Here is a 22,787-nt window from a genome sequence, read left to right as displayed (position 1 = left end):
GCTTTCTTTCGTGGGTGTTACTGCGTCAGCCCGTTGGTGATGCGCTCGGTGTTCGCGCGCATCAGGGCAAGGTATGTGTCGGCTTCTCCGCCGGGGGCCGAAAGTGATTCCGTGAAGAGCTCCTCGACGCGCACGTCGATCTCTGCCTCGCTCGCCAGCACCTGCACGAGACGATCTGGCTGCGAGGACTCCGCAAAGATGGTGGTCACGCCCGCCTCGGTGATTGCGTCGCTCAGCTCTCGCAGGTCTGCGGCGCTCGGGGCCGCGAGCGTGGTGCCGCTCGGAACCGCGGCGCCGATAATACGAAAGTCGAAGCGGTCGGCCAGATAGCCAAAGACGTGATGGTTGGTGACGAGCGCGCGATGCGATTTCGGGATCGCGCCGAACGCACCGGCCATGTCCGCATCGAGCTCACGCAGTTCGTCACGGTAGGCATCAGCGTCGTCCGCGAGCTGCTGCGCGTCGATATCGTCGATGCTCGTCGCCTCTCGCTCGATGGCGTCGACGACGTCAAGCATGGTGCGTGGGTCCGTCCAAAAATGCGGATCGGGGGCGCCCTCGGCCTCCCCGCTCGTGTACGGCAAAGCGGTGACCTCGTCGCCAGCGACGAGCACGGGGGCGCCGGCGTCGGCCGCCCGGTCGAGGTGCTGCTGGAGACCCTCCTCGAGCCCGAGCCCGCTCGAGACGACGAGATCGGCCTCGCCCAGCAGTGCGGCCTCTTTCGCCGAGATCTCGAACGAGTGCGGGTCAGCGTTCGGGCGCATGAGCGTCGTCACGTCCGCCTGATCGCCGAGCACGTTGTCGACGACATCGCCGAGAATGTTCGTGGTGACCACGATCCGCGGTCGGCCTGAGTCGCCAGTCGTCGACGTGCCCACAGAGCAGCCAGCAAGCGCGGTCGTCATGGCGAGCGCCGCGGCGACTGCGAGTGCAGTGCCGGTGCGCGAAGCTGTGCGCCGAACGTCTCGTATCTGCATGATGCGGCCTACCTTCCGGTCTCGACGAGAAAGTCGGACGGCACGCCGGTCTCAATCGTGCGCGCGACGCGGGCCGTGTCTGCGTAGTCGATCTCGTAGACCGTCCCCGTGCCCGGATTGTTCACATACGCGCGCTGCGCATCGACGGTGAGTGACACCTCCGCCGGATCGGTGCCATGCGGTTCAGCTCCGTGTGGCACTGTCACGAGGGACTCCGTCGTGCCAAGCTCGGCGCCGTCCGCGTCGAGCACGCGCACCGAACCGTCGGGGGAGAGCGTGACGACGTGCTGGGTCTCGTCGTCGACGGCGCTTGCGGCGAGCGGAGGTTCGGCGGTGGTGATCCAGCTCCACGATCGTGCGCGAGTATCGAGCAGCCAGACGCCGCTGCCCTCCCCGAGGCCCGCGACGGTCGGGCGGCCCTTGCGGGCCGAGAACTCGGTTGCGGCGGGAGCCGCGCCTGCCGGATACGGCACCAGCGTGAGGGAGACTTCGCCGTCGGCCGCGGTCGCGAGCACCGCGCCGTCGGCGCAGCCGACCACGAGCGCGAGCCGTGTCGTGATCGTGCCGGAGGCTTCTGCGCAGGCGATGGAGTCGACCTCGGTGCCGGTGTCATCGATTGCGCGCAGCCGTTCGACGACGCCGCCCGCCTGCGCCTCCGACACGAGCGCCCCGTCGCCGAGGGGAGCGATGAGTCCGTCGTGTGGAACCACATCAATCCGCAGTGTCTCCTTGATTTCTCCCTGCGACAGCGCGGCGTTGTCGAGCAGTACGGCCTCGCCTGATTCGGGAAAGAAGAGGCCGGTGCCGCCCGCCGTGGCGAGCATCCCCGTTGCGACCGTCGCGACGCCGTCGCCCGAAACCGTGCCTGGCGCACCCGGGGCGGCCTGGTAATAGTGGAAGTGGTCGACGTGATCCCAGGTCCATGCGCCGCTGTCGATGATGTCAACGCCCGCGTCGTCCGCGACGAACGCGTACCTGCCGTCGCTCGTCACCGCGCGCGGGGCGCGAACGTCGTCGAGTCGGGTCTCGGTGCCGTCGAGCAGATTGAGCAGGGACGCGGATCCGTCGGCGTCGATCGACACCAGGTGTAACGGCGGCTCGGACACCTCGGCTGCGCCGGAGACCTTGCCGTGCGCTCCTCCGTCGGAGTTGCCGTCGGCGCTAGCGTCTGCCACTGAGTCTGCCGTGGTCGGGCCGGAAGCCTCCGGAGCGCTACAGCTCGCGAGCAGCAGGCTGACGGCGGCAACACCGCTGATCCCGCTGACGCGTGCGATGCGCGCGGTGCGCGCGCTGCGCCTGCGTGTGCCGTTTGCGCGGTCGCCTGCGTGGCCGCCTGCGCGGCTGCCGCCCACACGGCGGGAAAGCCGACGCACGGCCGCCGATCCGGCAGCGATTACGATGGCGCTCGCCGCGATCGACGCGCCCGCCGCCGTGCCAGCGTGCCAGGAGACGAGCAGCCCAACGAATACTGAGAGCCCGCCACAGGCTGAGGCAAGCGCCATGCGCGCCGGGACTCTGCGAGTCCACGGCGCGGCCGCGACCGCGGGGGCGATCAGCAGACCCACAACGAGCAGCGATCCGACGGCCTGGTATGAACTGACGACCGCGAGCGTCACTAATCCGACGAGCGCGAGCTGCGCCAGTTGCGGGCGCAACCCGAGCGTCGCTGAAATGCGAGGATCAAATGCAGCCGCCACGAATCTGCGATGGCAGGTGAGGGCCACCGCGATCGTCAGCAGCGCTGCTCCGGCGAGCAGCCAGACATCAACGGTCGTCACCGCCAGGATGTCGCCGAACAGTATTGCCGTTGCGTCGGTGGCAAAGCTGCGCGAGTGCGACACGATGATGACCCCGAGTGAGAGCATCGCGACGAACAGCAGCCCGATGCTCGTGTCATAAGAGAGCCGACCTCGCCGCTGCAGCCATCCGATCAGCGCGCTCATGGCCACTGCGCTCGCCGCCGCGCCGAGAGTGGTGGGAAGGCCGACGACCGTCGCGACCGCGACGCCGGGCAGCATCCCGTGGCCCAGCGCCTCGCCGAGAAACGCCATCCCGCGAATGACGACCCAGGTGCCGACGACCCCGCAGACCAGAGCAACAAGGGCTCCGCCTGCGAGTGCGCGCAGCACAAAGTCGGTGGTGAAGGGTTCGAAGAAAATGTGCAGCACGCATTCATCTTATTGTTATCTGATAATCACTATCAACATGAAGTATTGTGTGGGCATGTCATTCCCCCTTCGCATTGCGAACATTCACGTCAGTTACGACGGCGTGCCGGTGCTGAACGGCATCGACCTTGAGCTCGCAGCGGGCAGTGTGACGGTGATCGCCGGGGCCAACGGAGCGGGGAAGTCAACGCTGCTCGAGGTGATGGCGGGGGTGCGGGAGCCGTCGAGCGGACACGTGGATCGTGTCGGCAGTGTCGCACTCGTGGTGCAGCGCACGGCCGCACCTGACGAGCTTCCGATCACCGTGCGCGAGGTCGTGGCGATGGGAACGTGGGGGAAACCGGGTGAGGATCAGCGCGGAGCGCGTGGGTCTCGCGCGCGGCTGAGTCGTGAGGATCGCCGAAACCGCGTGATCCGGGCGCTTGATCGCGTGGCGCTCGCCGAGCTCGCGGAGCGCCCGTTCTCCGCGCTGTCGGGCGGGCAACGGCAGCGGGCCTTGCTCGCACAGGGGATTGCGCGCCGCGCGTCTGTCTTCTTGCTCGACGAACCCGCGTCTGGGCTCGACTTCGATAGCCGAGAACGCACGCAAACGCTGCTCACCGAGGAGGCCGAGCGCGGCGCCGCCGTGGCCTGTGTGACCCACGACGAGGTGGCGATTCTGGCGGCCGATCGCGTCGTGCGGCTCGACGGTGGGGTGCGGGTGGCGTAGCCGCTCGACCGGTGCCGCCTAGACTGGTGGGCACGCTCGGTCGCGCTTGCAGTGGCCGAACCGAGAAAAGAGGTGTCGGGCAGGTGATGATCACCGAAGCTGTAGCCGAGGTCAACCTCGACGCCATCGCCGCAAACATTCGCGTGCTGCTCGAATTCTCGCAGGGTGCCGAACTCATGGCAGTCGTTAAAGCCGACGGCTACGGACACGGCGCGGTCGAGGTTGCGCACGCCGCGGTCGCCGCTGGCGCAGGCTCACTCGGTGTGGCGACCATTCCCGAGGCGCTGGCGCTTCGCGCGGGCGGAGTGACAGCTCCGATCCTGAGCTGGTTGTCGACGAGCCGATACGCCGAGGCAATTGCCCAGGGGGTGCGGCTCGGGGTGAACTCTCCGCAGCAGCTCGCGGCGATTGCGGCGGCGGCGCGCGAGGCTGGCAGACCCGTTGAGATTGACGTGAAGGTCGACACGGGGCTCAGCAGAAACGGCGTGACCGATGCCGAGCTGCCCGAGGTGCTGCGTGACCTGGGCGCGCTGGTCGCCGAGGGAGCGGTGCACGTGCACGGACTCTTCAGCCACCTGTCGCACGCCGACGTGCCCGATCACCCGCAGAATGACGCGCAGCTGCGGCGACTACTGGCGGCGCGCGCGGAGTTCGATCGTCAGGGCATCGCAATCGAGCAGCTGCACCTCGGAAACTCGGGCACGGCGCTCACGCGGCCCGACCTGCACCTCGATGCATTGCGCACGGGCCTCGCCATGTACGGGTACACGCCGCTCGACACCCCCGATGCCGCGCTGACACCGGCAATGACGCTGAAGGCGCCGCTCACGCGAACACGTCGGGTGAGCACCGGTGACGGCGTCTCCTACGGACACACTTGGATCGCCGAGCGCGACACCACGCTCGGCCTGGTGCCGCTCGGATACGCCGACGGGGTGCCCCGCATCATGTCGGGCAAGTTCGACGTCGCAATCGGCGATCGTCGTTTCCCGAGCGTGGGCAACGTGTGCATGGACCAGTTCGTCGTGGATCTCGGCCCCGACGGGGCAGGAGTCACCGACGGCGACGAGGTCATCCTGTTCGGGCCCGCCGAGGGGTGGCGCCCGAACGCGCGCGAGTGGGCGGCGGCGGCCGGCACGATCCCGTGGGAGATCCTGACCAGTATCGGCGCGCGCGTGCCGCGAAGCTACGTGCGACACGACTCCGTGAGCTAACCGCGGGGTCCGCGCGCGAAATACCAGAAACGAACACCCGCGAACCGCAAAATTTAGAACTCCCCAGATTCGCATCGCCGCGGTCTTCTACCGTAAAACAGGGCCGAATTGGCCCGCCAAAGTAGAAGCACCGAAAGCGAGACACCAGTCATCATGCCCCGCACACCCGCGCCCCGTTCCACCGCATCCTCAGCATCGACCTCGTGGGGTCTGCTTGTCGTACGCGTCGTGCTCGGCGCCGTGTTCGCCATGCACGGCGCGCAGAAGCTCTTCGAGTACACGATCGCCGGCACCGTCGAATCGTTTAGCAGCATGGGCGCCCCGCTTCCCGAGATCACGGCGCCGCTCGTCGCGGTGATCGAGTTCGCCGGTGGTTTGCTGTTGATCCTGGGGCTATTTACGCGGCCCGTCGCGATTCTGCTCGCGATCGACATGATCGTCGCGCTCTTCCTCGTCCACGTATCGGCCGGATTCTGGGTCGGTGAGGGCGGCTACGAGTTCGTCGCCCTGTTGGGCGCCGCGGCGCTCGGCCTCGCGCTCACCGGCGCCGGATCGCTCTCGCTCGACCGCCCGCTGCTGCGAGGCCGCGCCCTCGCCTGGCTGGCGTAGCGCCCGAGCCCGGCCGCATCCGCATCCGCATCCGCATCCGCGCCCGCGCCCGCGCCCGCGCGTATCCGAGCGGGGTAACTTTTGGGGCGTGTTGCACACACGACACCCCCTAAAAGTTACCCCGCTCGGGGTTTGGTGGGGGGGGGTGAGGTGGGTGGTGGGATGGGTGGGGGCGGGCGCTGCGATCTGTAGGGTTTGGGTATGACTGTTGTGCAGGCGTTGTTGGGGTTCGCGGCGGTCGCCGCCGTGCTGACCGTGATCCCGGGCATCGATACGACGCTCGTGTTGCGGGCGGCGCTCACCCGCGGCCCGCGTCACGCGATCAGCACGGCCCTCGGCGTCGGTGCCGGGTCGCTCGCCTGGGGAGCAGCCGCGGCTCTCGGCGCCACCGCGCTGCTCGCCGCCTCGCGCACCGCCTACCTCGTCGTCGCGGCGGCGGGAACGGCCTATCTGCTGTATCTCGGCGTGAATCTGATCGTGCAGAGCTTTCGTGGCGGATCGCACGAACTCGCGCTCGCCGAGACGTCTCAGGCGGTGTCGCCGTGGCGATCCTTCGCTGCTGGCGTGTCGACGAATCTGTTGAACCCGAAGGTTGGCGTCTTCTACATCGCGACGATTCCGCAGTTCATCCCGGCCGGGATGCCGCCGCTCGAGGGCGGGCTGTTACTCGCCGGGGTGCACAACCTGATCGGCATGGTGTGGTTCGCCCTGATCATCGGGGCGGCGACCGTCGCGCGGCGGTGGCTCTCGAACGCGCGTGCGCTGCGCATCGTCGATCGCGCCGCGGGATCGTTCCTGGTGATCTTCGGCATCAAGCTCGCGTTCGACACGCGTGCCAAGTTCCTCGCCTAGTCAACGCTGTCTCTGCGCGCTCGTGTGAGCGACGCGCGTGCGCGATGGTGCGTGACAGTGCTAGACAAGAAGCACGCGTATCCGCGACTAGCGAAGGAGCACCATGGCAGCGTACGAGCCGTTCACCGCACACAACGGATTCACCCTCCCGCCCATCGGTCTGGGCACGTATCGACTGAACGGTGACGCGGGAGCTGAGATGGTTTCCGGCGCGATCGCGTCAGGGTATCGCCTGCTCGACACCGCCTTCAACTATGAGAATGAGGGGGCCGTGGGCCGCGGCATTCAGCTCGCGGGCTCGCAGGCCGACGGCGTGATCGTGACCTCGAAACTGCCAGGGCGTCACCACGAGTCGCCCGCGAACCGCACGAGCATCGAAGAGAGCCGCGCCCGGCTCGGCGTCGACTCGATCGGGCTGCACCTCATTCACTGGCCGAACCCGTCACGTGAACTGTACGTCGAAGCCTGGCAAGGGCTCGTAGATGCCCGCGAGCGCGGTGTCGTTGACCAGATCGGCGTCTCGAACTTCTTGCCAGAGCACCTCGACCGCATCGAGCGGGAGACCGGCGTGCGACCCGTCGTCAATCAGCTCGAAGTGCACCCGTACTTCCCGCAGGAGGAGGCTGTCGCGCTGCACCGCGAGCTGGGCATTATCACGGAGGCGTGGAGCCCGATCGGGCGCGCCGGCGCGGTGACGGAGGAACCCGTCGTGCTCGAGATCGCGCGGGCGCACGACTGCACGCCGGTGCAGGTCATCCTCGCCTGGCACGTGGCGAGGGGTGTCGTCGCGATTCCGCGATCTCAGAGCCCTGAGCGTCAGCGCGCGAATCTCGCCGCCACCGAAATTACGCTTGACGAGGCCGAGGTTGCCGCGATCACGGGGCTCGGTCGTCCTGATGGGCGATTGTTCGACGCCGACCCGGCGACGCACGAGGAGATGTAGCTCCGGTTACGCCGCTGGCTCTCGCCCGATGATGTCGTCGGCGCGCACTGCGATCCACTCGATCAGTGGCAGCATGCGCGCCATGAGGTCGTTGCCGCGCTCGGTGAGGGAGTATTCGACGTGCGGTGGCACAGTCGGGAGGGACTCGCGGTGAACGATGCCGTCTGCGACGAGCTGCCGCAACGTCGACCCGAGCATCTTCTCGCTAATGCCCTCGACCTCGCGGCGCAACTCGCTCCACCGCCGAGTGCCGTCGGATAACGTCCACAGCACGAGCACACCCCACCGGCTCATGACGTGATCGAGTACGACGCGCGTTGAGCACGCCGGAGCGAACACCCCGTTCTCGCGTAATTCAGCATAACTAACCATTTGGGTAGTACCTTACCGGAAAGTGGGTACTGGTGCGAGGGAATGTTTCGGGGTGAGCGTCCGCTGCACTCCTCGAAGCCGAAGCGAACTGGATTCTCCCGGAACCATTCCGGAGATCCGCCCGGCTCTCCCCCGTTTCCTCTCGAAAGGACTCACCATGACGCTCCTCATCACTGCCGCAAACGGCGCACTCGGCCGTCTCGTCATCGACTCGCTGCTCGCACGCGGCGTCGCCCCGAGCGAGATTGTTGCGGGTGCACGCACTCCGGCACGGGCCGCGGATCTTGCCGAGCGCGGCATCACCGTCGTGCCGCTCGACTACGACGCTCCCGAGACGGTTGATGCGGCCTTCGCAGGCGTCGACCGGGTGCTGCTTATTTCGGGCAGCGAGGTCGGCAAACGCGAGGCGCAGCACCGCACCGTCGTCGAGGCGGCGAAGCGCGCCGGAGTCGACCAGCTTGCCTACACGAGCCTCGCGAAGATTGAGGGTAGCTCGCTGCCGCTCGCGGCGGAGCACCTCGCCACCGAGCGGGCCATTGCTGAGTCGGGTCTGCCCGCGACGATTCTGCGCAACGACTGGTACGCCGAGAACTACGCGGCGAATCTCGCACAGGCCGACGCCACCGGTGTGCTGCTCTCAGCGACGCACGGCGGTCGCGTCTCGGCTGCCGCCCGGGCTGACTACGCTGAGGCGGCTGCGGTCGCGCTAATCGGCGACTCCCACATTGGCAAGACGTACGAACTCGCGGGCACGCCCGTGACTTACGACGAGATCGCCGCGGCGCTCGGTGAGGTGCTGGGTCGCGAGGTTGTGCACCAGGATGTTTCCGCCGAGGAGCTGCAGGCGGCCCTGACCGGGGCCGGCCTCGACGCGGGCACTATCGGGTTCTTGGTGGCGCTCGATGCAGGGATCGCCGCAGGCGATCTCGACGTCGAAGACCCGACGCTGAGCGAACTTATCGGACGAGACACGACCCCGCTGGTCGAGGCGCTCCGCGCCGCCCACGCCGCTGCGTAGCGTCTCGGCGCCGGAGTGGAGGCTCGGCGGGCGCGCGCTGCGGCCGGATCCACGGTGGTCGGGCCTCTGGCGCTGGGCTAGCTGTCGTCGAGCCCGCCGCCGGGCTCTCTGTCGTCGGGCCCGCCGCCGGGCTAGCTGTCGTCGGGCCCGCTGGCGTCGAGCCCGCCGTCGCCGGGATCTCTGTCGCCGAGCCCCTCTCTTATCGCCGAGCCACTTACGTAGTAGCGCGATCTCGATAGGGACTCGGCATAGAGCGAGGGGTTCGGCATCGAGCAAGGGGTTCGGCGGCGTACGTGGAGCTCGCCTCGGGCAGAGCGCCTAGCCTCTGGCAAGCGGTTGGGCATCGAGCGAGGGACTCGGCGCTGGGGCAGGGGCTCGGCGGGCGCGCCTCTGTCGTAGGGCCCGCCGCCGGGCTCTCAGTCGCCGAGCCCGCTGGCGTCGAGCCCGCCGCCGGGCTCTCTGTCGCCGAGCCCCTATCTTATCGCCGAGCCCCTTGCGTAGTAGCGCGATCTCGATAGGGGTTCGGCGGCGTAAGCGGGGCTCGGCAACGAGCGCGGGGCTCGGCCCTGAGCAAGGGCGGCGTCAAGCCACGCGAACCAGGCAGCACACGCAAAACGAGCGGGGTCTGCGCACGGTATTCCGTGTGCAGACCCCGCTCGTCAAGAACGCGGTTGCGAAAACCTCAGACCGCGAAACGCGGTTGCGCGAGCCTCAGACCGCGAAACGCGGCCAAGAGAAACTCAGACGGCGATCTTCTCGCCGGCGAGGATGCGCTCGACCTCGTCATAGGCGTCGGCCTCGGCGATACCGCGGGCGAGGGCGAACTCGGTGACGAGGATGCCGCTTGCACGCTGGTACATGGCCTTTTCGCCGGTCGAGAGCTTCGCGCCCTGGCTGCGACGCCACAGGTCACGAACAACCTCACCAACGCGGTGAACGCTGCCCGATGCGAGCTTCTCGCCGTTAGCCTTGAAGCGGCGCGACCAGTTGCCCGGCTCCTCGGTGAACTCTTCCTGCAAGATCTGGATGAGCGACTCAATGCCATCGCGGTCGATGAGCTCGCGGACACCGATCTCGGTGAGCTGATCTGCAGGGATCTGAATAGAAAGTTCGTTGAGCAGTGGCTGCAGCGTGAGCCACGTGCGCTCGACGCCACCGATCTTCTTCACCTCGATCGCAGTGATCGTAACCGCGCCGTGGTGCGGGTACACGAGGGTGTGTCCCACGACGTGAGACTGCTGCATATGATCTCCTCAGACAATGTCGTGTGCGAACGCGCGGGCTGGATGCCTCGCGGTATCGACGAGTGCGCCGGTGCTCACGAACGCCGCAATATGCGGTTCGCGGGCCTCCGAAGTGGCACTTCTCATCAATTTTAGCCTAAAATGGCGATTTTGCCCAATCGGAAGGAGTATGATGCCCCGTTTCGAAGCCGACCCACAACACGGATCGACGGTCACTCCTGCGACAGCCCCGAAACCTCGCGGCGTTAGTTCAGCACGATAATGCCGATGTTCAGGCTGGTCGCGAAGCACAGCCAGAGCAGGTAGGGCACCATGATCCAGCTGGCGATCCGCGACCATTTTGCCGCCGCAATCGCGAGCGCAATGACGACGATGATGAGCGCAATGATGATCACCGCGGCGACCCACCACGCGGCGGCACCGAACACGGGGTAGCCAGCGAAAAACGCGGGTGTCCACAGCGAGTTCAGCACCAGTTGCACGACGAAGAGCCTGAGGGCGGGGCGCGCGTCATTTGGGCCGCCCATGCGGAACCCTGATCGCCAGATCAAAAACCCCGCGAGGGCGATGAGTGCATACAGCAGCGTCCAGACCGGCCCGAAGACCGCGTTCGGCGGATCCCACGGCACCTTTTCAGCGTTCGCGTACCAGCCGTCGACGTTGCCGGTCGACGCGAGTGACCCGCCAAACGCCACCGCTGCGACAATGACCACAAAGGCGATCGCGACGATTACCTGCCGAAGTGTCGTCGGTCCTTTGGCGCGGGCAATGACATCGGGGCGTGGTTCGGTGTGCACGTGCGGTACCTCCCGGGCGTGGTTTGGCGAGCAGTGATCACCTCAATACTCGCGCCGAACCGCGCGCCACGACAGGGGGTTGCCCCGCGCCGGTTACTCCGAAAGCGGTTCCGGATCGCGCCAGTACGTCTGCACCTCGGCACCGCCCGCGAGCCGCACTCTGCCGTGCGGCTGGTAACCGAGCGATTCGTACTTGACGTCGTTGACCGGGTTCGAAGACTCGAGATAGGTGGGCGTGCCCGCGGCGTCGTAGCGCCGCAGCACCTCGCGCAGCAGCCGCATGCCCTCGCCGCGGCCACCGAACTCCGGTGCGACAGCGAGCAGCGTGAGGTACGCGTGCGGTTCGCTCGGGCGAGCGGTCTCAAATGCGTGACCGGCCGCGTGCAGCGAGACCGCGGCTTCGGGATCGAGAATATCCGCGACGAGCGCGTCGTAGGCGGGGATCGACGAGGCGCTGATCTCGTCTGCGCCCGGCGGCAGCCACACGGCGAGTGCCGTGACCGCCCCTTCGGGGTCCACAGCCACCACGGACTCGGGGAAGCGAAGCGCCTCGGTGGCGGCGAAGCGCCAGTAGGCAGAAGCCTGCTCGCGGCGGCGGTCGCGGTCGGGGAAGGTCGGCCCCCACACCGGATCGTCGAAGAATGCCTCGGTCAGTGCGATGGTCATCTGGTCGAGGTCGGCGAGCGTCGCAGTGCGCACGAGGCGCTTCGGCTCGGCGTGCTCGGGCGAACGGCGCTGGGTGGGTGTGGTCACCCGTCTATTATCGGCCTCAACGTCAGCCGCGGTCACCCTCGTGCATCGCGGTCGCCCTCTTCAAGCGCCTCAAAACTGTCAAACCCAAATTCCCAGTCTCGCGAACTCAGTTCGTCGTCTGACAGCGAACCCCCAGTGATCGGTCTGGGATAGCTCGGGTGCGCGCGCAGTTCCCCCGCCTGTTTCGAGAAATCCGGCTGCGCACGGCCCTCCCACGGGGCGGGCAGCGACAGGACATCGTTGCCGACTCCGATCACGAGATCTGCAGTGTCGACGTCGTCTTGGTTGCCGGTCATGATGGGGATTCTTACGGCCTCGGCGCGTCCATTCTTCGCGATCGCGGCCGTGAGTTTCACCAGGGCCTCCGCGACGTCGTCGGTCGTCGTCACGGTCTCTCCGGCATAGGTGATGGTTCGCATGGTCAGACTCTTTCACGCGATCGCGAGGAACATCAGGCGGTTGTGTTTTTGGGGGAGTGCCAGGTATACGCTGGCGCACGAGGCCGATGCTGGCCGATGTTACCGGGGGGAGCGTGATCGATGACCGATGTTTCGTGGATCGATCTCCCGTGGACGCCGCTCGCGGCCGCGGCATACGCGATGAATCTGGTGATCGGAACGCTCAGCCTGCGGGGACGAAAGGTGCCGCGAGTGTGGCACGGACGTGTCTTCTTGCTCGCGCTCGTGCTCACCGCGGTGGCCGCTGTGGCGGCGGGCGAGCAGCCCTGGCGCGCGGCAGTGTTGTGTATCGCGCTCGTGCCGCTCGCGTTCCTGCCGTTCATGGGGCGCCCGGTTCGCCGCTCCCCGCGTACGCACATCGCGATCGGGCTCGCGGCCGCACCTCTGTACGTTGCGGCTGTCGTGCTCTGGGCGGCGACGCTGTGAAGGCCGGCGCACTATGTATCGACGAGAAAGTTCGAGGCTGACGGTGGAATTTCAAGACGTACTGTTCAATCGGCGTACGACGAACGGGCCGTTCTTGCCCGATCCCGTGTCTGAGGAGCACCAGCGGCTGCTGATTTCGGCGGCCGCATCGGCGCCGTCGCAGTTCAATAGCCAGCCGTGGCGCTTTGTCGTGATCGAGGATCGCGAAACTATCGGGACCATCGCTCGCGTGAGCGGTGAATCGATGACGTCAGTGATCGGCGAGGGTTCATTCTTCACGCGCTACAAGCGGCACTTCAGGTTCAGCGCAGAGGAGATGGCCGAGCACCGCTCCGGCATGTACTTTGACAAGCTGCCGGCGCCGCTTCGGCCGTTCACCCGGGCCGTATTCACCGCCTCCGGGCTCGCGATGATGCGCATGCTGCGCGTGCCGCAGACGCTCGGCGAGGAGAACCGCAAACTCGTCGCCGGATCCCCGCTGATTTTCGGCGTGATGCTCGATCGGGCGGAGCGGACCGCGCATCCGCTCGCTGACTTCTATTGCCAGTTCAGCATGGGTGCTGCGGTCGAAAATATTTGGTTGACCACGGTCGAACTCGGTATGGGCATTCAGTTCATCTCGTTTCCGATGGAAGAACCCGCGCAGTGGGCGCGGCTGACGAAGCTGCTCAATGTGCCGGATCACCTTGAGCTCATGGCGCTGTACCGGTTGGGGTACGTTCCGAAAGACCAGCAGCGCCCAAAAATCGACTGGTCGAGCCGGGAGCGGCGCCCGCCGTCGCAGTTTGTCTACCGAGAGACGTGTGCGACTCCGCAGCAGGGCTGGGACGATATCGCACCCTGAGGTCGGCGGTGCTGGCACCCGATCCAGCTCTCATCCCCGCCGAAGAAGATGTTTCGCAAAGCAAGTAACACAGGATCTGTGATACAAATGTCGTAAATGCCTTAGCTGCTGAGTAACTAGCTCAGCGAGGGAGCCGGGAAGCGGTGCACCACGATGTCTCAACGTGACGCGACGGTCGATCGCACGAACCCGAAGCGCGGGTCAGGTTCTCACGCGGTGCCGGGTGACAGCGAGCGCAATGAGGCGAGTACGCCGAGCATTGTTGATCTGTCGCTGACGCGCAACGTCACTGAGCTGCTGATGAAGCGCGCTCGCACCGCGCCAGCGCACATCGCGTTTGAGACTCGCGCGCCGGGTGCTTCGCTCGAAGATCCATGGCGCCAGGTGAGCACCGCCGAGTTCACCCGCGAGGTGCAGGGGCTTGCGCGAGGCCTGATCGCGAGCGGCGTGCAGGCGGGCGACACGGTGCTGATCATGGCGCAGACGCAGTATCTTTGGGCGGTGGTTGACCACGCCGCCCTGTTTGCGGGGGCCATCGTCGTGCCCGTGTATGACACTGCGTCTACGGCTCAACTCGAGTCCGTCATTGCCGATGCGCGTCCCGTCGCTGCGTTCGTCGGGAGCGATGCGTTCGCAGCTCGCCTCGGCGCCGCTGGGTCGGCCGCCGGTGTCAACATTGCGTCGTGGGTGCTCGATTCATCCGCTGACGAGGTCACAGACGACACATCAGGATCGCGGCACGGGCGCAGTCTGCACGTCCTCGCGCAGCTGGGCGAGGACGTCAGCGACGCCCAGTTGGAAGCGCGACGCATGACGGCAACGCTCGACGACGTGGCCACGATCGTCTACACCTCTGGAACGACGGGCGACCCGAAGGGCGCCCTGATCACGCACCGCAATCTTGTGGGGCAGGTGCTCAATACCGCGGCGGCGTACTCGGAGGTTGTGCAGGAGTCGGGCAACACGATCCTCTTCTTGCCGCTCACCCACGTGTTGGGTCGCGCGCTGCAACTCATCTGTATCGCCAACGGCATGCGCGTCGCGCATCTGGCTGACCCGAAGGAGGTCGTTCAGGCGCTCGCGATCCTGCGACCCACCTTCCTCGTCGTAGTGCCGCGGGTGCTCGAGAAGATCCAGGGTGCTGCGGCTGCTGCCGCAGCCGCCAAGCACCTCACGCCCGTCTGGCGGGCGGCGGTGCGCTCCGCTGAGCAGTGGGGGGCGCACCTCGAAACGCTGGATCAGCGCCCCTCGACCCGCGCGCCCCTCGGCCTGCGCCTGCGCCGAGCGCTGTTTGACCGACTCTTCTACCGCCGACTTCGCGCAGTCATGGGTGACCGCGTTGATTTCTTGCTCTCGGGCGCTGCCACGCTGCGGCCAGAACTCGCGCGGTTTTTCCGCGGCATCGGCGTTCCCGTGATCGAGGGGTACGGCCTGACCGAGACGACGGCCCCGCTCACCGGTGGCCGGCCAGGCGCCCTCGTCGCGGGCAGCGTGGGTACGCCGCTGCCCGGCAACGAGGTGCGCATCGCACCAAACGGCGAGGTGCTCGCGCGGGGCGTCGGCGTGTTCGCGGGCTACCGCAATGCGGCGCATGACGACGGCGTGTTCTTCGACGGCTACTTCCGCACCGGCGACATTGGGTCGCTCGACGCCGATGGAGCGCTCACGCTGCGCGGTCGGCTGAAGCACGTCATCGTGACCTCTACGGGGCGCACCATTTCGCCCGAGAGCTGGGAGCAGGCCGTCGAGACGCATCCGCTCGTCGCGCACGCGGCGCTCGTCGGCACCGATCGGCCGTACCTCACCGCGCTCCTCGTCATCGATACCGAGGCGACGCGAGAGTGGTTCGCGCAGCGCGGCGATGCTCCGCCCGCGGCGCTGTCGGCAGCGGGTGTGTCTGAGTGCCGGGACGGCCGGTTGCTCGAAGAGATTTCGAGCGCCGTCGACGAGGCAAACGCTGTGGTGTCGCCGTCTGAGCGCGTGCAAACGTGGGCCGGTGTTGTGCTGGGCCCCGATGTCTCCGAAGACTTTGTGACTCCGACCATGAAACTGAAGCGCCAGGCGCTGCTCGCCGCGAGCGAGACCATCATCGATTCGCTGTACCGCTAACCGGTCAGCGCACCTCAAGAACAGGACCGAACTATGTCTGAGCCCAAATCACGCTCGGTGATTCTCATCGTTGCAGCGCTCGTGCTTAGCGGGTTGCTCGCGTTCGCTGGCAGCCAGCAGGGATGGAGCGTCGGGCCGTTCGCCGGATTCGCCATTGCAGTCGCGGCGGCGTTCATCGTGCAGTGGGTCGCGTTCGTTCCCGCTGCGATGACGCAGACCGACCGGTACTTTGACCTCACCGGGAGCCTGACATACATCGCAGTCACGGTGCTGCTGCTCGCGCTCTCGCCTGAGCGAGACGCACGCAGCATCATTCTGACCGTGCTCGTCGTCGTGTGGGCGGTGAGACTCGGCAGCTTCCTGTTCATGCGCAATCTGCGCTCGGGTGGGGACGACCGCTTCGAAGAGATTAAGGCCTCGAAACTGCGCTTCTTCTCGGTGTGGAGTGTGCAGGGGTTGTGGGTCAGTCTGACCGCTGCTGCTGCGTGGATCGCCATCACCTCAGCGCACTCGGCGCCGCTCGGCTGGACGACGTTCATCGGGATCGCTGTCTGGGTGATTGGCTTCGGTATCGAGGTGACGGCCGACCTGCAGAAGAGCCGCTTCAAGGCCGAACCGGCAAACTCCGGGCGATTTATCCGCTCAGGGCTGTGGTCGGTCGTGCGGCACCCCAACTACCTCGGTGAGATTCTGCTCTGGATCGGGGTCTTGATCGTCGCGGCGCCCGTGCTGCAGGGGTGGCAGTGGGTCGCGCTGCTCTCGCCGGTGTTCGTGATCGTGTTGCTGACCCGGGTGAGTGGGATCCCGCTGCTCGAGGCAAAGGCGGAGCGCAAGTGGGGCGATGATCCGGAGTACCGCGCGTACCGCGCACGCACCCCGGCGCTCGTGCCGGGATTGCGCGGGAAGTAGCGGCGCTCGGCGTACTTGGATGACACGGCGCGCATGGCCAGCTCAGCGCACCTGGCCGCCGAGCCAGACGCCGCCTTCATCACGCAGGGTCACGGTGATCAGGGACGGGCTGCCCATCGCGCGGCCCTGGCGAACGTGAAGCGTGTCGCGGGAGCCTGGGTTGAGTCCGTCGACGAGTCCGTCGGCGATGAGGCCGTAGACCAGAGCGGCGGCCGCGATCCCGGTCGCTGCGTCTTCGGGGTATCCCGACGAGCGCGGAAACTGGCGCGCCTCGAACACGAGCGGTTCGGCTACCGCGTACGGATACAGTCCCGTGGATTCGGCCGCCGCGCAGGCTTCGGCCACGAGCGCGTAGTTCGGCGCAATGGCGTCGAGCACCGCGGTCGATCGCACAGGGACGAGCGTCTTCACGCGGCTGGTGCTCGCGTTGCGCACTGGCCTGTCTGCGAGGTCCTCGGGTGCGAGCCCGAGCGCCGCGAGGATCCCGGGCACGGCGGTGGGCGGGACGGGTGCGCTAGACCCGGCGGGCTGCGCGATCTCGACATCACCGCTGAACGAGACTCGCGCGTCGATCACGCCACTCGCCGTGCCGACGCGCAGCCGCGAACCGTGAGTTGCGGCGCCCCGCTGCAGCAGCCAGACGGCTCCGAGCGTCACGTGACCGCACATGCTCATCTCTTGCGTCGGTACCCAGAACCGCAGCGAGAAATCGATGTCGTCTCCGGGCTTCGCGGGAAACACGAAGCCGCACTCGTGTCCGTAGCGCTGCGCGACGCGTTGCATATCATCGTCGGTCATGCCGCTGGCGTCGAGCACGATCGGCGCCGGGTTTCCACCGTTCGGGCCGTCGGAGAATACGTGCACCGTGGTCACCTCGGTACGACTCATCTGGCCAGCGTATCCGAGACCGGATACGGTTTCTGTAGTAACGAATGACGGGCGGCACGATATGACTGAGACACCAATCGCGCCAAAGCGCCCGAGGCGACGCGCGAGACGCGTGCTTGCAATTGTGGGCATCACTCTGGCCGCCGTGCTCGTGCTCGCAATTGGCGGCTTCGTGATCTGGGCCAACACCACCTATTCCGCAGAGCCGAAGGCGCTCTCCGCGGTGCAGCAGGACGACCGAGTGCAGATAGCCAACGTCGACGGCGCGGTGGTGATGACTCCGACCGAAGGGGCGAACGGTCGTGGCCTCGTATTCTTCGCAGGCGCGAAGGTCGAACCCGAGGCCTACGCTGCGACCTTCCGCGACGCGGTCGCCGCGGGTGAAACAGTGGTGATCGTGCAGTCGTTTCTCAATCTGCCGCTGTTCGAGACCCGCGAGTTCAGCGAGTTCACGCGCCTCGCCCCGCATCCTGACACGTGGGCCGTTGGCGGCCACAGCATGGGTGGCGTGAAAGCCTGCATGTACGCTGCGGACGGCGGCGGCGATGGTGACATGGCGGAGGTCAACGGCCTCGTGCTGTTCGCTTCGTACTGTGCGGATGACGCACTGGCCGATCGCGACGACCTTGAGGTGCTCTCGGTGTCGGCCACGAACGATGGACTTGCCACCCCGGCGAAGATCCAGGCATCCGTCGCCGACCTGCCCGCCGACACTGAGTTCGTAGAGATAGAGGGCGGGGTGCATGCCCAGTTCGGTGCCTACGGCGAACAGTCGGGTGATGGCGAGCCGACCATTTCGGACGACGAGGCGAGGTCAGAAATCACAGAGGCGCTGCTCGGATTTCTTGAGGACAACTGAATAGCGCGGGTTGCGGCCGCGTGAGCGCCGCGGGGACTCGACAGACATGATTTGCCACTTGTTTCGATAAAGCTCAATATAGACGTATGTCGATACAGCCTTCGCCGCAAAGATCGTCACTCAGAGAAGGTCCGGACGCTGCTGCGCCAGCCCTGCGACGCATGTCGACGCTGGACCGGTGGCTGCCCGTGTGGATCGGGCTCGCGATGATCGCCGGGCTGGTGCTGGGCCGATACGTACCGGGACTCTCGGGAGCGCTCGCTCGGCTGGAAGTGGGCGGCATCTCCGTGCCGATCGCGCTGGGGCTGCTCGTGATGATGTATCCGGTGCTCGCGAAGGTGCGGTACGACAGAGTTGCGGCGGTGACCGGCGACAGGAAACTGCTGGTTTCGTCACTCGCGCTCAACTGGGTCGTGGGCCCCCTGGTGATGTTTGTACTCGCCTGGGTATTCCTGCCTGACCTGCCCGAGTATCGAACCGGGCTCATCATCGTGGGGCTTGCTCGGTGCATCGCAATGGTCGTGATCTGGAACGATCTCGCGTGCGGTGACCGAGAGGCTGCCGCGGTGCTGGTTGCGATCAACTCGGTGTTTCAGGTGGTCATGTTCGCGGTGCTCGGCTGGTTCTATCTCACCGTGCTGCCGGGGTGGCTCGGCCTCGACTCGCAGGGGCTCGACGTCTCAATGGGGCAGATTGCCGTGAACGTACTGGTGTTTTTGGGGGTTCCGCTCGTCGCCGGAATCGCGTCGCGCTGGTTGGGCGAGAAGCGTCGCGGTCGTGCCTGGTACGAAGAGAAGTTCGTTCCGAAGGTCGGCCCGTGGGCGCTGTACGGCCTGCTGTTCACGATCGTGTTGTTGTTCGCGCTGCAGGGTGAGGCAATGACGCGGCGCCCGCTCGATGTGGCACGAATAGCACTGCCGTTGCTCGCATATTTCGCGCTGATGTGGTTCGCCGGTTTGCTCCTCGGAAAAGCGCTGGGCCTAGGATACGCCCGCTCGACGACGCTCGCGTTCACTGCGGCGGGGAACAACTTTGAGCTTGCGATTGCGGTGGCCATCGGTACGTTTGGCGCCGCCTCCGGCCAAGCGCTCGCGGGCGTTGTCGGCCCGCTTATCGAGGTGCCCGTGTTGGTGGGACTCGTGTACGTCTCTCTGTGGGCCGCCCGAGCCTGGTTTCAGACTGATCCGTTTGGTGAACCGCTTCCGGTCGCGAAGGGGCGTGCGGCATGACGACCGTTGCTGCGGACGCCGTGTGCGCCCCGGCCGCTTCGCACGCGATGGACGCCGAGCCCGCCGCGCTGCTCGCGGGGGTGTTCAAGGCGCTGGCCGATCCGCTTCGGCTGCGAATGCTGTCGGCGGTGGCGACGGACCCGAGGGGCGAGTCGTGCGTCTGCGATCTCGCGGCCCTCGCCGACGTATCTCAACCGACGATCTCGCACCACCTGAAAGTGCTCAAAGACGTTGGTCTACTTGAGGCCGAACGACGAGGCACCTGGGTGTGGTACCGGGTACGCGCTGAGCGCCGCGCCGCCGTAGCAAGCCTGCTTGACGTGTTCGCGCCGACCGCTGTTACCGAAGGAGAGATGGTCACAGCGCCAGTCGGACCGGAGATCGTCGATCTCGACGATCGCGTGACTCGCCTCGCGGACGCACTCGCGGAGCGACACGCAGATATCCCGCGGCAGGCGGTTGTCGGATTGGTGCGAGAGTCGTTTACGTCGCTGGCCAGGAGCTCAAGGGTCACTCAGCACCTGATCTCGCTCACCGAGCGCTTCGCGCAGCAGCGCCTGGAAGACCTTGCCCGCTCTCGGGATTCCGGCCCGCCGCAGGTGCTGTTCGTGTGCGTCGCAAACGCTGGCCGCTCCCAGCTCGCCGCCGCCCTCACGCATCAGCTGTCTGAGGGTCGGGTTGTCGCGCGTTCCGCGGGTTCAGTGCCCGCGGCCGACGTGTACCCCGGCGTGCGCGCGGTACTCGCGGAGCTTGATGCGGGCGGCGAGCACGCGTTTCCGAAGCCGCTCACCGACGACGCTGTGCGCGCGGCCGACGTGGTGGTCACGATGGGCTGCGGTGACGTCTGCCCGATCGTGCCGGGCGTTCGCTACGAGGACTGGGCAGTTGCTGACCCCGCGCTCGCCTCACCAAAGGGCGTCGAGGCGATTCGAGACGACATCGCTGTGCGGGTGCGAACTCTCATTGCGTCACTCGGGGCGGGGCGGGGTGACGCAGTGTCGACGGACTGAGGCCCCCCGCGGACGCTGGCGTCGGGCGCGCTCTCGCGACTGCCCGCCCGACACCTAGCTGACGCGCTGCTGATCGCGGGCGAGCGCTGAGCGCAGCCCGGAGTGCACCGACGTGAACGCGGCGGTCTCGACGCCGGTCAGGGTGGCGAGGTTCGTCACGAGCTGGTCGACGGTGCGCGCGACATGAAGCGGTGACGTGTTCTGCCGCGGCGTGACGCTGACGTGCAGCACGGGCGTGCCCTGAATATCGTTGGCGGTGACCTTCGCCGCGAGAATTTCATCGCGCGAGGTGAGTGCGCCCAGGAGCGCTTCGGCGGCAAAGCCCTCTGTGACGGCGATGCGACCGAGATCGTTCTGGGTGCTCGTGCCGTGCAATAGCATGCGACGACGACCGCGAACGGCGCGCGCGGCGAGCACCACGAGCAGGATGATCAGCACGACGAGCGCCGCGACGATACCCACGCCGAGCCAGGTCGCGGGACCATCGGCGATAACCGTCGATTTCCCAGCGTTCGCCAGCCACGTGCGGCTGTCTTCGCCGGTCTGCTGCCAAGCCTCGCCGACAGCTGGAACTGTCGTTGCTGCAATGACCAGCCCGCCCGCGGCGAGCAGCACGATGCCAAACAGGCACAGGATGACGCGGTTGAATCCGCGTTTGGTGTGGTTCATGCGATCTTCTCCACGTTCTCCTGCTGAGTGCGTACCACCACGCGCGCTGCGGGTCGCAGCCGATACGACTCGACCTCGGTACGCACGATGTCGCGGGCGATGGTGAGATCAATCGGAATGCCGAGGTGCGGGGTGAGGGCGACATCGATGGTGCGGTGCCCGACACCGACGCGTACCCGATCGCGAGGCAGATTGAGCTCGTCGCTGACGTGCTGCGCTATCGCTGACGCGATGACGCCGTTGTCGACGACAATGGCGCGATCCTCGTCGGTAATTTCGTGCTTCGCGAGACGACCGGGCGTGATCGCGAGAATCACGAGGATCAGGCCAATCACGGCGAGAGCGACGCCCGCGGCGGTGCTCGCACCGGCGGCGTCGGATCCCGGGAGCGCGACAAGCCAGCCGAAGGTTTCCGCGGGGTCGAGCAACAGTGGCGGCTGGCCACTGAGGTGCAGTACGAACTCGAGCGCGGTGTAGGCGAGCGCCAGCACGACGAGCGTCACGACGACGAGCATGGCGACGGTGCGCGGCGAATGCGTCTCGCGGCGCACGACGCGCCGCAGTGCGGGTGACATCATCGCACTCTCCTTCGCTGCGGTGCCGAGGCACCATTGACCGTGAGATTCACTCGGATCACGTCTTGGCCGAGCGCACTGCTCAATCGCTGTTGCACATCGCGCTGCACGCTGGCCGCGGCGTCGAGCACCGACGTCGCCGCCGCGATGGCCTCGGTGTCGTCGAGGGCCGGAACCGGCACTGGGGCCGTGATATTCACGATGACCCCGTCGGGCGACCCGCCCACCGACACACGCACGCGGCGCGGCGGCGCGTGCACCGCGGTGGCGGCCACGTGCTCGGCGACCTTCTGCACAACGGCGTCTCGCACAACGATCCGCCCGCGCACTGGGGCCTCCACTATGACGTCTTTCGCCCGGAGAGGGCGCCCGCGAGGTCGCGCACGTCGAGCTTGCCCGACACGATGCGACCAACGAGTGCCCCGATCCCCATGAACAGGGCGACCAGCAGGAAGCCCCAGAACCCGAAGACGAGCGCTGAAATTGCTAGGACGGCGCCGATGGCTACGCCCGCGAGTGTGGCGTTCATGCGACTCGTGACTCCGCGTCATCGTCGCTGTCGTCGGTGCCGGCGACGTGGACGTCGTTGACCTCAACGTTGACCTCGACGACCTCGAGGCCGACGAGCTGGCTGATCGCGCCGGCAACGGCGGCGCGAACGTTCGCTGCGACCTGCTGAATCGGTGCCGGGTACTCAACCACGATCGTGATGTCTGCGGCTGCCTGGGTCTCACCAACCTCGACCTTGACGCCCTGCGTCAGGTCGGTCGCGTTTACGGCATCGCGGATCGCGCCAAACGCGCGTGCGCCGCCGCCGCCGAGCGCGAAGACTCCGGCGACCTCTCGGGCTGCAATGCCCGCGACCTTTGCAACGACGCCATCAGCGATGACGGTCTTGCCCTCTGCCGGCTCGCCGGCCGGGCGCGCTGAGACATCGAGCGTGGTGGGGCGATCGACACGCGGTGACTTCGTGGCGCCGGTTGTCGAAGCGGCTGCGGTTGCGGGAGTGGCGGGCTTCAGATCCTCAGTCATGGGATTGCTTCCTTCGAAATCGAGTGGCCCGAGGGCCCGTCATGCGGACCGCTCGGTGGGCTCGGTGTGGTGAGCCTCACATATAAGAGTGCGCGCGGTCGAAAAGTGTCACAAAAAAGTTGG

General features: G+C 66.8%; 26 protein-coding genes. 13 read left to right on the top strand and 13 right to left on the bottom strand.

Translation table 11 applies throughout. The annotated features are described in order from the left end of the window. Positions 1 to 17: 17 nt before the first annotated feature. Positions 18 to 977, bottom strand: coding sequence for a zinc ABC transporter substrate-binding protein AztC (gene aztC, locus ACFWHR_RS14840; RefSeq protein WP_382449086.1), 960 nt, complete (start codon positions 975 to 977; stop codon positions 18 to 20). Between the two features lie 8 nt (positions 978 to 985). Beyond that, positions 986 to 3,145: a zinc ABC transporter permease AztB gene (gene aztB / locus ACFWHR_RS14835; protein ID WP_382449085.1), complete on the bottom strand. Its 2,160-nt coding sequence runs from the start codon at positions 3,143 to 3,145 to the stop codon at positions 986 to 988. Positions 3,146 to 3,200: 55 nt separating this feature from the next. Here aztB and aztA point away from each other — a divergent pair, with 55 nt between their 5' ends. The 5 genes from aztA (at position 3,201) to ACFWHR_RS14810 (ending at position 7,472) form a co-directional block, all read left to right on the top strand. Next, complete coding sequence (gene aztA / locus ACFWHR_RS14830; protein ID WP_382449084.1) at positions 3,201 to 3,854, top strand: zinc ABC transporter ATP-binding protein AztA; 654 nt, start codon at positions 3,201 to 3,203, stop codon at positions 3,852 to 3,854. A gap of 86 nt (positions 3,855 to 3,940) precedes the next feature. Next, positions 3,941 to 5,068 carry an alanine racemase gene (gene alr / locus ACFWHR_RS14825; protein WP_382449191.1) on the top strand — a complete coding sequence of 376 codons (1,128 nt, stop codon included), beginning with the start codon at positions 3,941 to 3,943 and terminating at the stop codon, positions 5,066 to 5,068. A 153-nt stretch (positions 5,069 to 5,221) separates the two neighbouring features. Further along, positions 5,222 to 5,677: a DoxX family protein gene (locus tag ACFWHR_RS14820; protein WP_382449083.1), complete on the top strand. Its 456-nt coding sequence runs from the start codon at positions 5,222 to 5,224 to the stop codon at positions 5,675 to 5,677. Positions 5,678 to 5,878: 201 nt separating this feature from the next. Then, the gene (locus ACFWHR_RS14815) at positions 5,879 to 6,529 is read left to right on the top strand and encodes a LysE family translocator (RefSeq protein ID WP_382449082.1); all 651 of its coding nucleotides are present in this window, start codon (positions 5,879 to 5,881) and stop codon (positions 6,527 to 6,529) included. A 103-nt stretch (positions 6,530 to 6,632) separates the two neighbouring features. Further along, entirely contained in the window at positions 6,633 to 7,472 is an 840-nt protein-coding gene (locus tag ACFWHR_RS14810; RefSeq protein WP_382449081.1) for an aldo/keto reductase, read from the top strand. A gap of 6 nt (positions 7,473 to 7,478) precedes the next feature. On the opposite strand, the gene ACFWHR_RS14805 is transcribed toward ACFWHR_RS14810, so the two are convergent. Then, the gene (locus tag ACFWHR_RS14805) at positions 7,479 to 7,844 is read right to left on the bottom strand and encodes a winged helix-turn-helix transcriptional regulator (RefSeq protein WP_382449080.1); all 366 of its coding nucleotides are present in this window, start codon (positions 7,842 to 7,844) and stop codon (positions 7,479 to 7,481) included. A 157-nt stretch (positions 7,845 to 8,001) separates the two neighbouring features. Here ACFWHR_RS14805 and ACFWHR_RS14800 point away from each other — a divergent pair, with 157 nt between their 5' ends. Next, on the top strand, positions 8,002 to 8,862 hold the full coding sequence (locus ACFWHR_RS14800; RefSeq protein ID WP_382449079.1) for an SDR family oxidoreductase: 861 nt from the start codon (positions 8,002 to 8,004) through the stop codon (positions 8,860 to 8,862). A gap of 740 nt (positions 8,863 to 9,602) precedes the next feature. Here the strand turns inward: ACFWHR_RS14800 and ACFWHR_RS14795 are convergent. The 4 genes from ACFWHR_RS14795 to ACFWHR_RS14780 all read right to left on the bottom strand — a co-directional run bounded on the left by ACFWHR_RS14795 (position 9,603) and on the right by ACFWHR_RS14780 (position 12,075). After that, a complete protein-coding gene (locus tag ACFWHR_RS14795) occupies positions 9,603 to 10,106 on the bottom strand; it encodes a CarD family transcriptional regulator (protein ID WP_382449078.1) in 504 nt (167 codons plus the stop codon). A gap of 245 nt (positions 10,107 to 10,351) precedes the next feature. Beyond that, the gene (locus ACFWHR_RS14790; RefSeq protein ID WP_382449077.1) at positions 10,352 to 10,903 is read right to left on the bottom strand and encodes a TspO/MBR family protein; all 552 of its coding nucleotides are present in this window, start codon (positions 10,901 to 10,903) and stop codon (positions 10,352 to 10,354) included. A 93-nt stretch (positions 10,904 to 10,996) separates the two neighbouring features. Further along, positions 10,997 to 11,656: a GNAT family N-acetyltransferase gene (locus ACFWHR_RS14785; RefSeq protein WP_382449076.1), complete on the bottom strand. Its 660-nt coding sequence runs from the start codon at positions 11,654 to 11,656 to the stop codon at positions 10,997 to 10,999. Positions 11,657 to 11,688: 32 nt separating this feature from the next. Then, complete coding sequence (locus ACFWHR_RS14780; protein WP_382449075.1) at positions 11,689 to 12,075, bottom strand: hypothetical protein; 387 nt, start codon at positions 12,073 to 12,075, stop codon at positions 11,689 to 11,691. A 120-nt stretch (positions 12,076 to 12,195) separates the two neighbouring features. Between ACFWHR_RS14780 and ACFWHR_RS14775 the strand changes: the two genes are divergently transcribed. The 4 genes from ACFWHR_RS14775 to ACFWHR_RS14760 all read left to right on the top strand — a co-directional run bounded on the left by ACFWHR_RS14775 (position 12,196) and on the right by ACFWHR_RS14760 (position 16,402). Further along, entirely contained in the window at positions 12,196 to 12,540 is a 345-nt protein-coding gene (locus ACFWHR_RS14775; protein WP_382449074.1) for a hypothetical protein, read from the top strand. A 43-nt stretch (positions 12,541 to 12,583) separates the two neighbouring features. Next, positions 12,584 to 13,384 carry a nitroreductase family protein gene (locus ACFWHR_RS14770; RefSeq protein WP_382449073.1) on the top strand — a complete coding sequence of 267 codons (801 nt, stop codon included), beginning with the start codon at positions 12,584 to 12,586 and terminating at the stop codon, positions 13,382 to 13,384. Positions 13,385 to 13,537: 153 nt separating this feature from the next. Continuing rightward, a complete protein-coding gene (locus ACFWHR_RS14765) occupies positions 13,538 to 15,493 on the top strand; it encodes an AMP-dependent synthetase/ligase (protein WP_382449072.1) in 1,956 nt (651 codons plus the stop codon). Positions 15,494 to 15,526: 33 nt separating this feature from the next. Continuing rightward, entirely contained in the window at positions 15,527 to 16,402 is an 876-nt protein-coding gene (locus tag ACFWHR_RS14760) for a DUF1295 domain-containing protein (RefSeq protein ID WP_382449071.1), read from the top strand. A 42-nt stretch (positions 16,403 to 16,444) separates the two neighbouring features. Here the strand turns inward: ACFWHR_RS14760 and ACFWHR_RS14755 are convergent, their stop codons facing one another. Then, positions 16,445 to 17,290 carry a PhzF family phenazine biosynthesis protein gene (locus tag ACFWHR_RS14755; RefSeq protein ID WP_382449070.1) on the bottom strand — a complete coding sequence of 282 codons (846 nt, stop codon included), beginning with the start codon at positions 17,288 to 17,290 and terminating at the stop codon, positions 16,445 to 16,447. Between the two features lie 61 nt (positions 17,291 to 17,351). On the opposite strand from ACFWHR_RS14755, the gene ACFWHR_RS14750 reads away from it, so the two are divergent. The 3 genes from ACFWHR_RS14750 to ACFWHR_RS14740 all read left to right on the top strand — a co-directional run bounded on the left by ACFWHR_RS14750 (position 17,352) and on the right by ACFWHR_RS14740 (position 20,388). Beyond that, positions 17,352 to 18,149 carry an alpha/beta hydrolase gene (locus tag ACFWHR_RS14750; protein WP_382449069.1) on the top strand — a complete coding sequence of 266 codons (798 nt, stop codon included), beginning with the start codon at positions 17,352 to 17,354 and terminating at the stop codon, positions 18,147 to 18,149. A 161-nt stretch (positions 18,150 to 18,310) separates the two neighbouring features. Then, positions 18,311 to 19,378, top strand: coding sequence for an ACR3 family arsenite efflux transporter (gene arsB / locus ACFWHR_RS14745; RefSeq protein ID WP_382449068.1), 1,068 nt, complete (start codon positions 18,311 to 18,313; stop codon positions 19,376 to 19,378). Then, positions 19,375 to 20,388, top strand: coding sequence for a metalloregulator ArsR/SmtB family transcription factor (locus ACFWHR_RS14740; protein ID WP_382449067.1), 1,014 nt, complete (start codon positions 19,375 to 19,377; stop codon positions 20,386 to 20,388). Before arsB ends, ACFWHR_RS14740 begins: the two co-directional genes overlap by 4 nt. Before the next feature lie 54 nt (positions 20,389 to 20,442). Here ACFWHR_RS14740 and ACFWHR_RS14735 read toward each other — a convergent pair whose 3' ends face one another. The 5 genes from ACFWHR_RS14735 to ACFWHR_RS14715 are packed head-to-tail and all read right to left on the bottom strand — an operon-like array spanning position 20,443 to position 22,664. After that, positions 20,443 to 21,057: a hypothetical protein gene (locus tag ACFWHR_RS14735; protein ID WP_382449066.1), complete on the bottom strand. Its 615-nt coding sequence runs from the start codon at positions 21,055 to 21,057 to the stop codon at positions 20,443 to 20,445. Further along, positions 21,054 to 21,635 (bottom strand): DNA/RNA endonuclease G, encoded by a 582-nt coding sequence (locus ACFWHR_RS14730; RefSeq protein WP_382449065.1) that lies wholly within the window; start codon positions 21,633 to 21,635, stop codon positions 21,054 to 21,056. Before ACFWHR_RS14730 ends, ACFWHR_RS14735 begins: the two co-directional genes overlap by 4 nt. Next, positions 21,632 to 21,961: a hypothetical protein gene (locus ACFWHR_RS14725; RefSeq protein ID WP_382449064.1), complete on the bottom strand. Its 330-nt coding sequence runs from the start codon at positions 21,959 to 21,961 to the stop codon at positions 21,632 to 21,634. The genes ACFWHR_RS14730 and ACFWHR_RS14725 overlap by 4 nt, the downstream gene beginning before the upstream one ends. Before the next feature lie 11 nt (positions 21,962 to 21,972). Further along, complete coding sequence (locus ACFWHR_RS14720) at positions 21,973 to 22,161, bottom strand: DUF2273 domain-containing protein (protein ID WP_382449063.1); 189 nt, start codon at positions 22,159 to 22,161, stop codon at positions 21,973 to 21,975. Further along, positions 22,158 to 22,664 (bottom strand): Asp23/Gls24 family envelope stress response protein, encoded by a 507-nt coding sequence (locus ACFWHR_RS14715; protein WP_382449062.1) that lies wholly within the window; start codon positions 22,662 to 22,664, stop codon positions 22,158 to 22,160. The genes ACFWHR_RS14720 and ACFWHR_RS14715 overlap by 4 nt, the downstream gene beginning before the upstream one ends. Between the last annotated feature and the right edge of the window lie 123 nt (positions 22,665 to 22,787).

The sequence above is a fragment of the Leucobacter sp. NPDC058333 genome (genome assembly GCF_042726155.1).
Classification (GTDB): Bacteria; Actinomycetota; Actinomycetes; order Actinomycetales; family Microbacteriaceae; genus Leucobacter.
Note: the sequence above shows the minus strand (reverse complement) of the source record. Positions and strands in the feature narration are given on the sequence as shown.

What these genes read in the sequence shown, in the direction of transcription:
- ACFWHR_RS14715 (WP_382449062.1), bottom strand. Translation starts at nt 22,664, where the DNA reads ATGACTGAGGATCTGAAGCCCGCCACTCCCGCAACCGCAGCCGCTTCG.
- ACFWHR_RS14775 (WP_382449074.1), top strand. Translation starts at nt 12,196, where the DNA reads ATGACCGATGTTTCGTGGATCGATCTCCCGTGGACGCCGCTCGCGGCC.
- ACFWHR_RS14720 (WP_382449063.1), bottom strand. Translation starts at nt 22,161, where the DNA reads ATGAACGCCACACTCGCGGGCGTAGCCATCGGCGCCGTCCTAGCAATT.
- ACFWHR_RS14735 (WP_382449066.1), bottom strand. Translation starts at nt 21,057, where the DNA reads ATGAACCACACCAAACGCGGATTCAACCGCGTCATCCTGTGCCTGTTT.
- ACFWHR_RS14795 (WP_382449078.1), bottom strand. Translation starts at nt 10,106, where the DNA reads ATGCAGCAGTCTCACGTCGTGGGACACACCCTCGTGTACCCGCACCAC.
- ACFWHR_RS14805 (WP_382449080.1), bottom strand. Translation starts at nt 7,844, where the DNA reads ATGGTTAGTTATGCTGAATTACGCGAGAACGGGGTGTTCGCTCCGGCG.
- ACFWHR_RS14755 (WP_382449070.1), bottom strand. Translation starts at nt 17,290, where the DNA reads ATGAGTCGTACCGAGGTGACCACGGTGCACGTATTCTCCGACGGCCCG.
- alr (WP_382449191.1), top strand. Translation starts at nt 3,941, where the DNA reads ATGATCACCGAAGCTGTAGCCGAGGTCAACCTCGACGCCATCGCCGCA.
- ACFWHR_RS14765 (WP_382449072.1), top strand. Translation starts at nt 13,538, where the DNA reads ATGTCTCAACGTGACGCGACGGTCGATCGCACGAACCCGAAGCGCGGG.
- aztA (WP_382449084.1), top strand. Translation starts at nt 3,201, where the DNA reads ATGTCATTCCCCCTTCGCATTGCGAACATTCACGTCAGTTACGACGGC.
- arsB (WP_382449068.1), top strand. Translation starts at nt 18,311, where the DNA reads ATGTCGACGCTGGACCGGTGGCTGCCCGTGTGGATCGGGCTCGCGATG.
- ACFWHR_RS14820 (WP_382449083.1), top strand. Translation starts at nt 5,222, where the DNA reads ATGCCCCGCACACCCGCGCCCCGTTCCACCGCATCCTCAGCATCGACC.
- ACFWHR_RS14750 (WP_382449069.1), top strand. Translation starts at nt 17,352, where the DNA reads ATGACTGAGACACCAATCGCGCCAAAGCGCCCGAGGCGACGCGCGAGA.
- ACFWHR_RS14810 (WP_382449081.1), top strand. Translation starts at nt 6,633, where the DNA reads ATGGCAGCGTACGAGCCGTTCACCGCACACAACGGATTCACCCTCCCG.
- ACFWHR_RS14815 (WP_382449082.1), top strand. Translation starts at nt 5,879, where the DNA reads ATGACTGTTGTGCAGGCGTTGTTGGGGTTCGCGGCGGTCGCCGCCGTG.
- aztC (WP_382449086.1), bottom strand. Translation starts at nt 977, where the DNA reads ATGCAGATACGAGACGTTCGGCGCACAGCTTCGCGCACCGGCACTGCA.
- ACFWHR_RS14800 (WP_382449079.1), top strand. Translation starts at nt 8,002, where the DNA reads ATGACGCTCCTCATCACTGCCGCAAACGGCGCACTCGGCCGTCTCGTC.
- ACFWHR_RS14740 (WP_382449067.1), top strand. Translation starts at nt 19,375, where the DNA reads ATGACGACCGTTGCTGCGGACGCCGTGTGCGCCCCGGCCGCTTCGCAC.
- ACFWHR_RS14780 (WP_382449075.1), bottom strand. Translation starts at nt 12,075, where the DNA reads ATGCGAACCATCACCTATGCCGGAGAGACCGTGACGACGACCGACGAC.
- ACFWHR_RS14760 (WP_382449071.1), top strand. Translation starts at nt 15,527, where the DNA reads ATGTCTGAGCCCAAATCACGCTCGGTGATTCTCATCGTTGCAGCGCTC.
- ACFWHR_RS14730 (WP_382449065.1), bottom strand. Translation starts at nt 21,635, where the DNA reads ATGATGTCACCCGCACTGCGGCGCGTCGTGCGCCGCGAGACGCATTCG.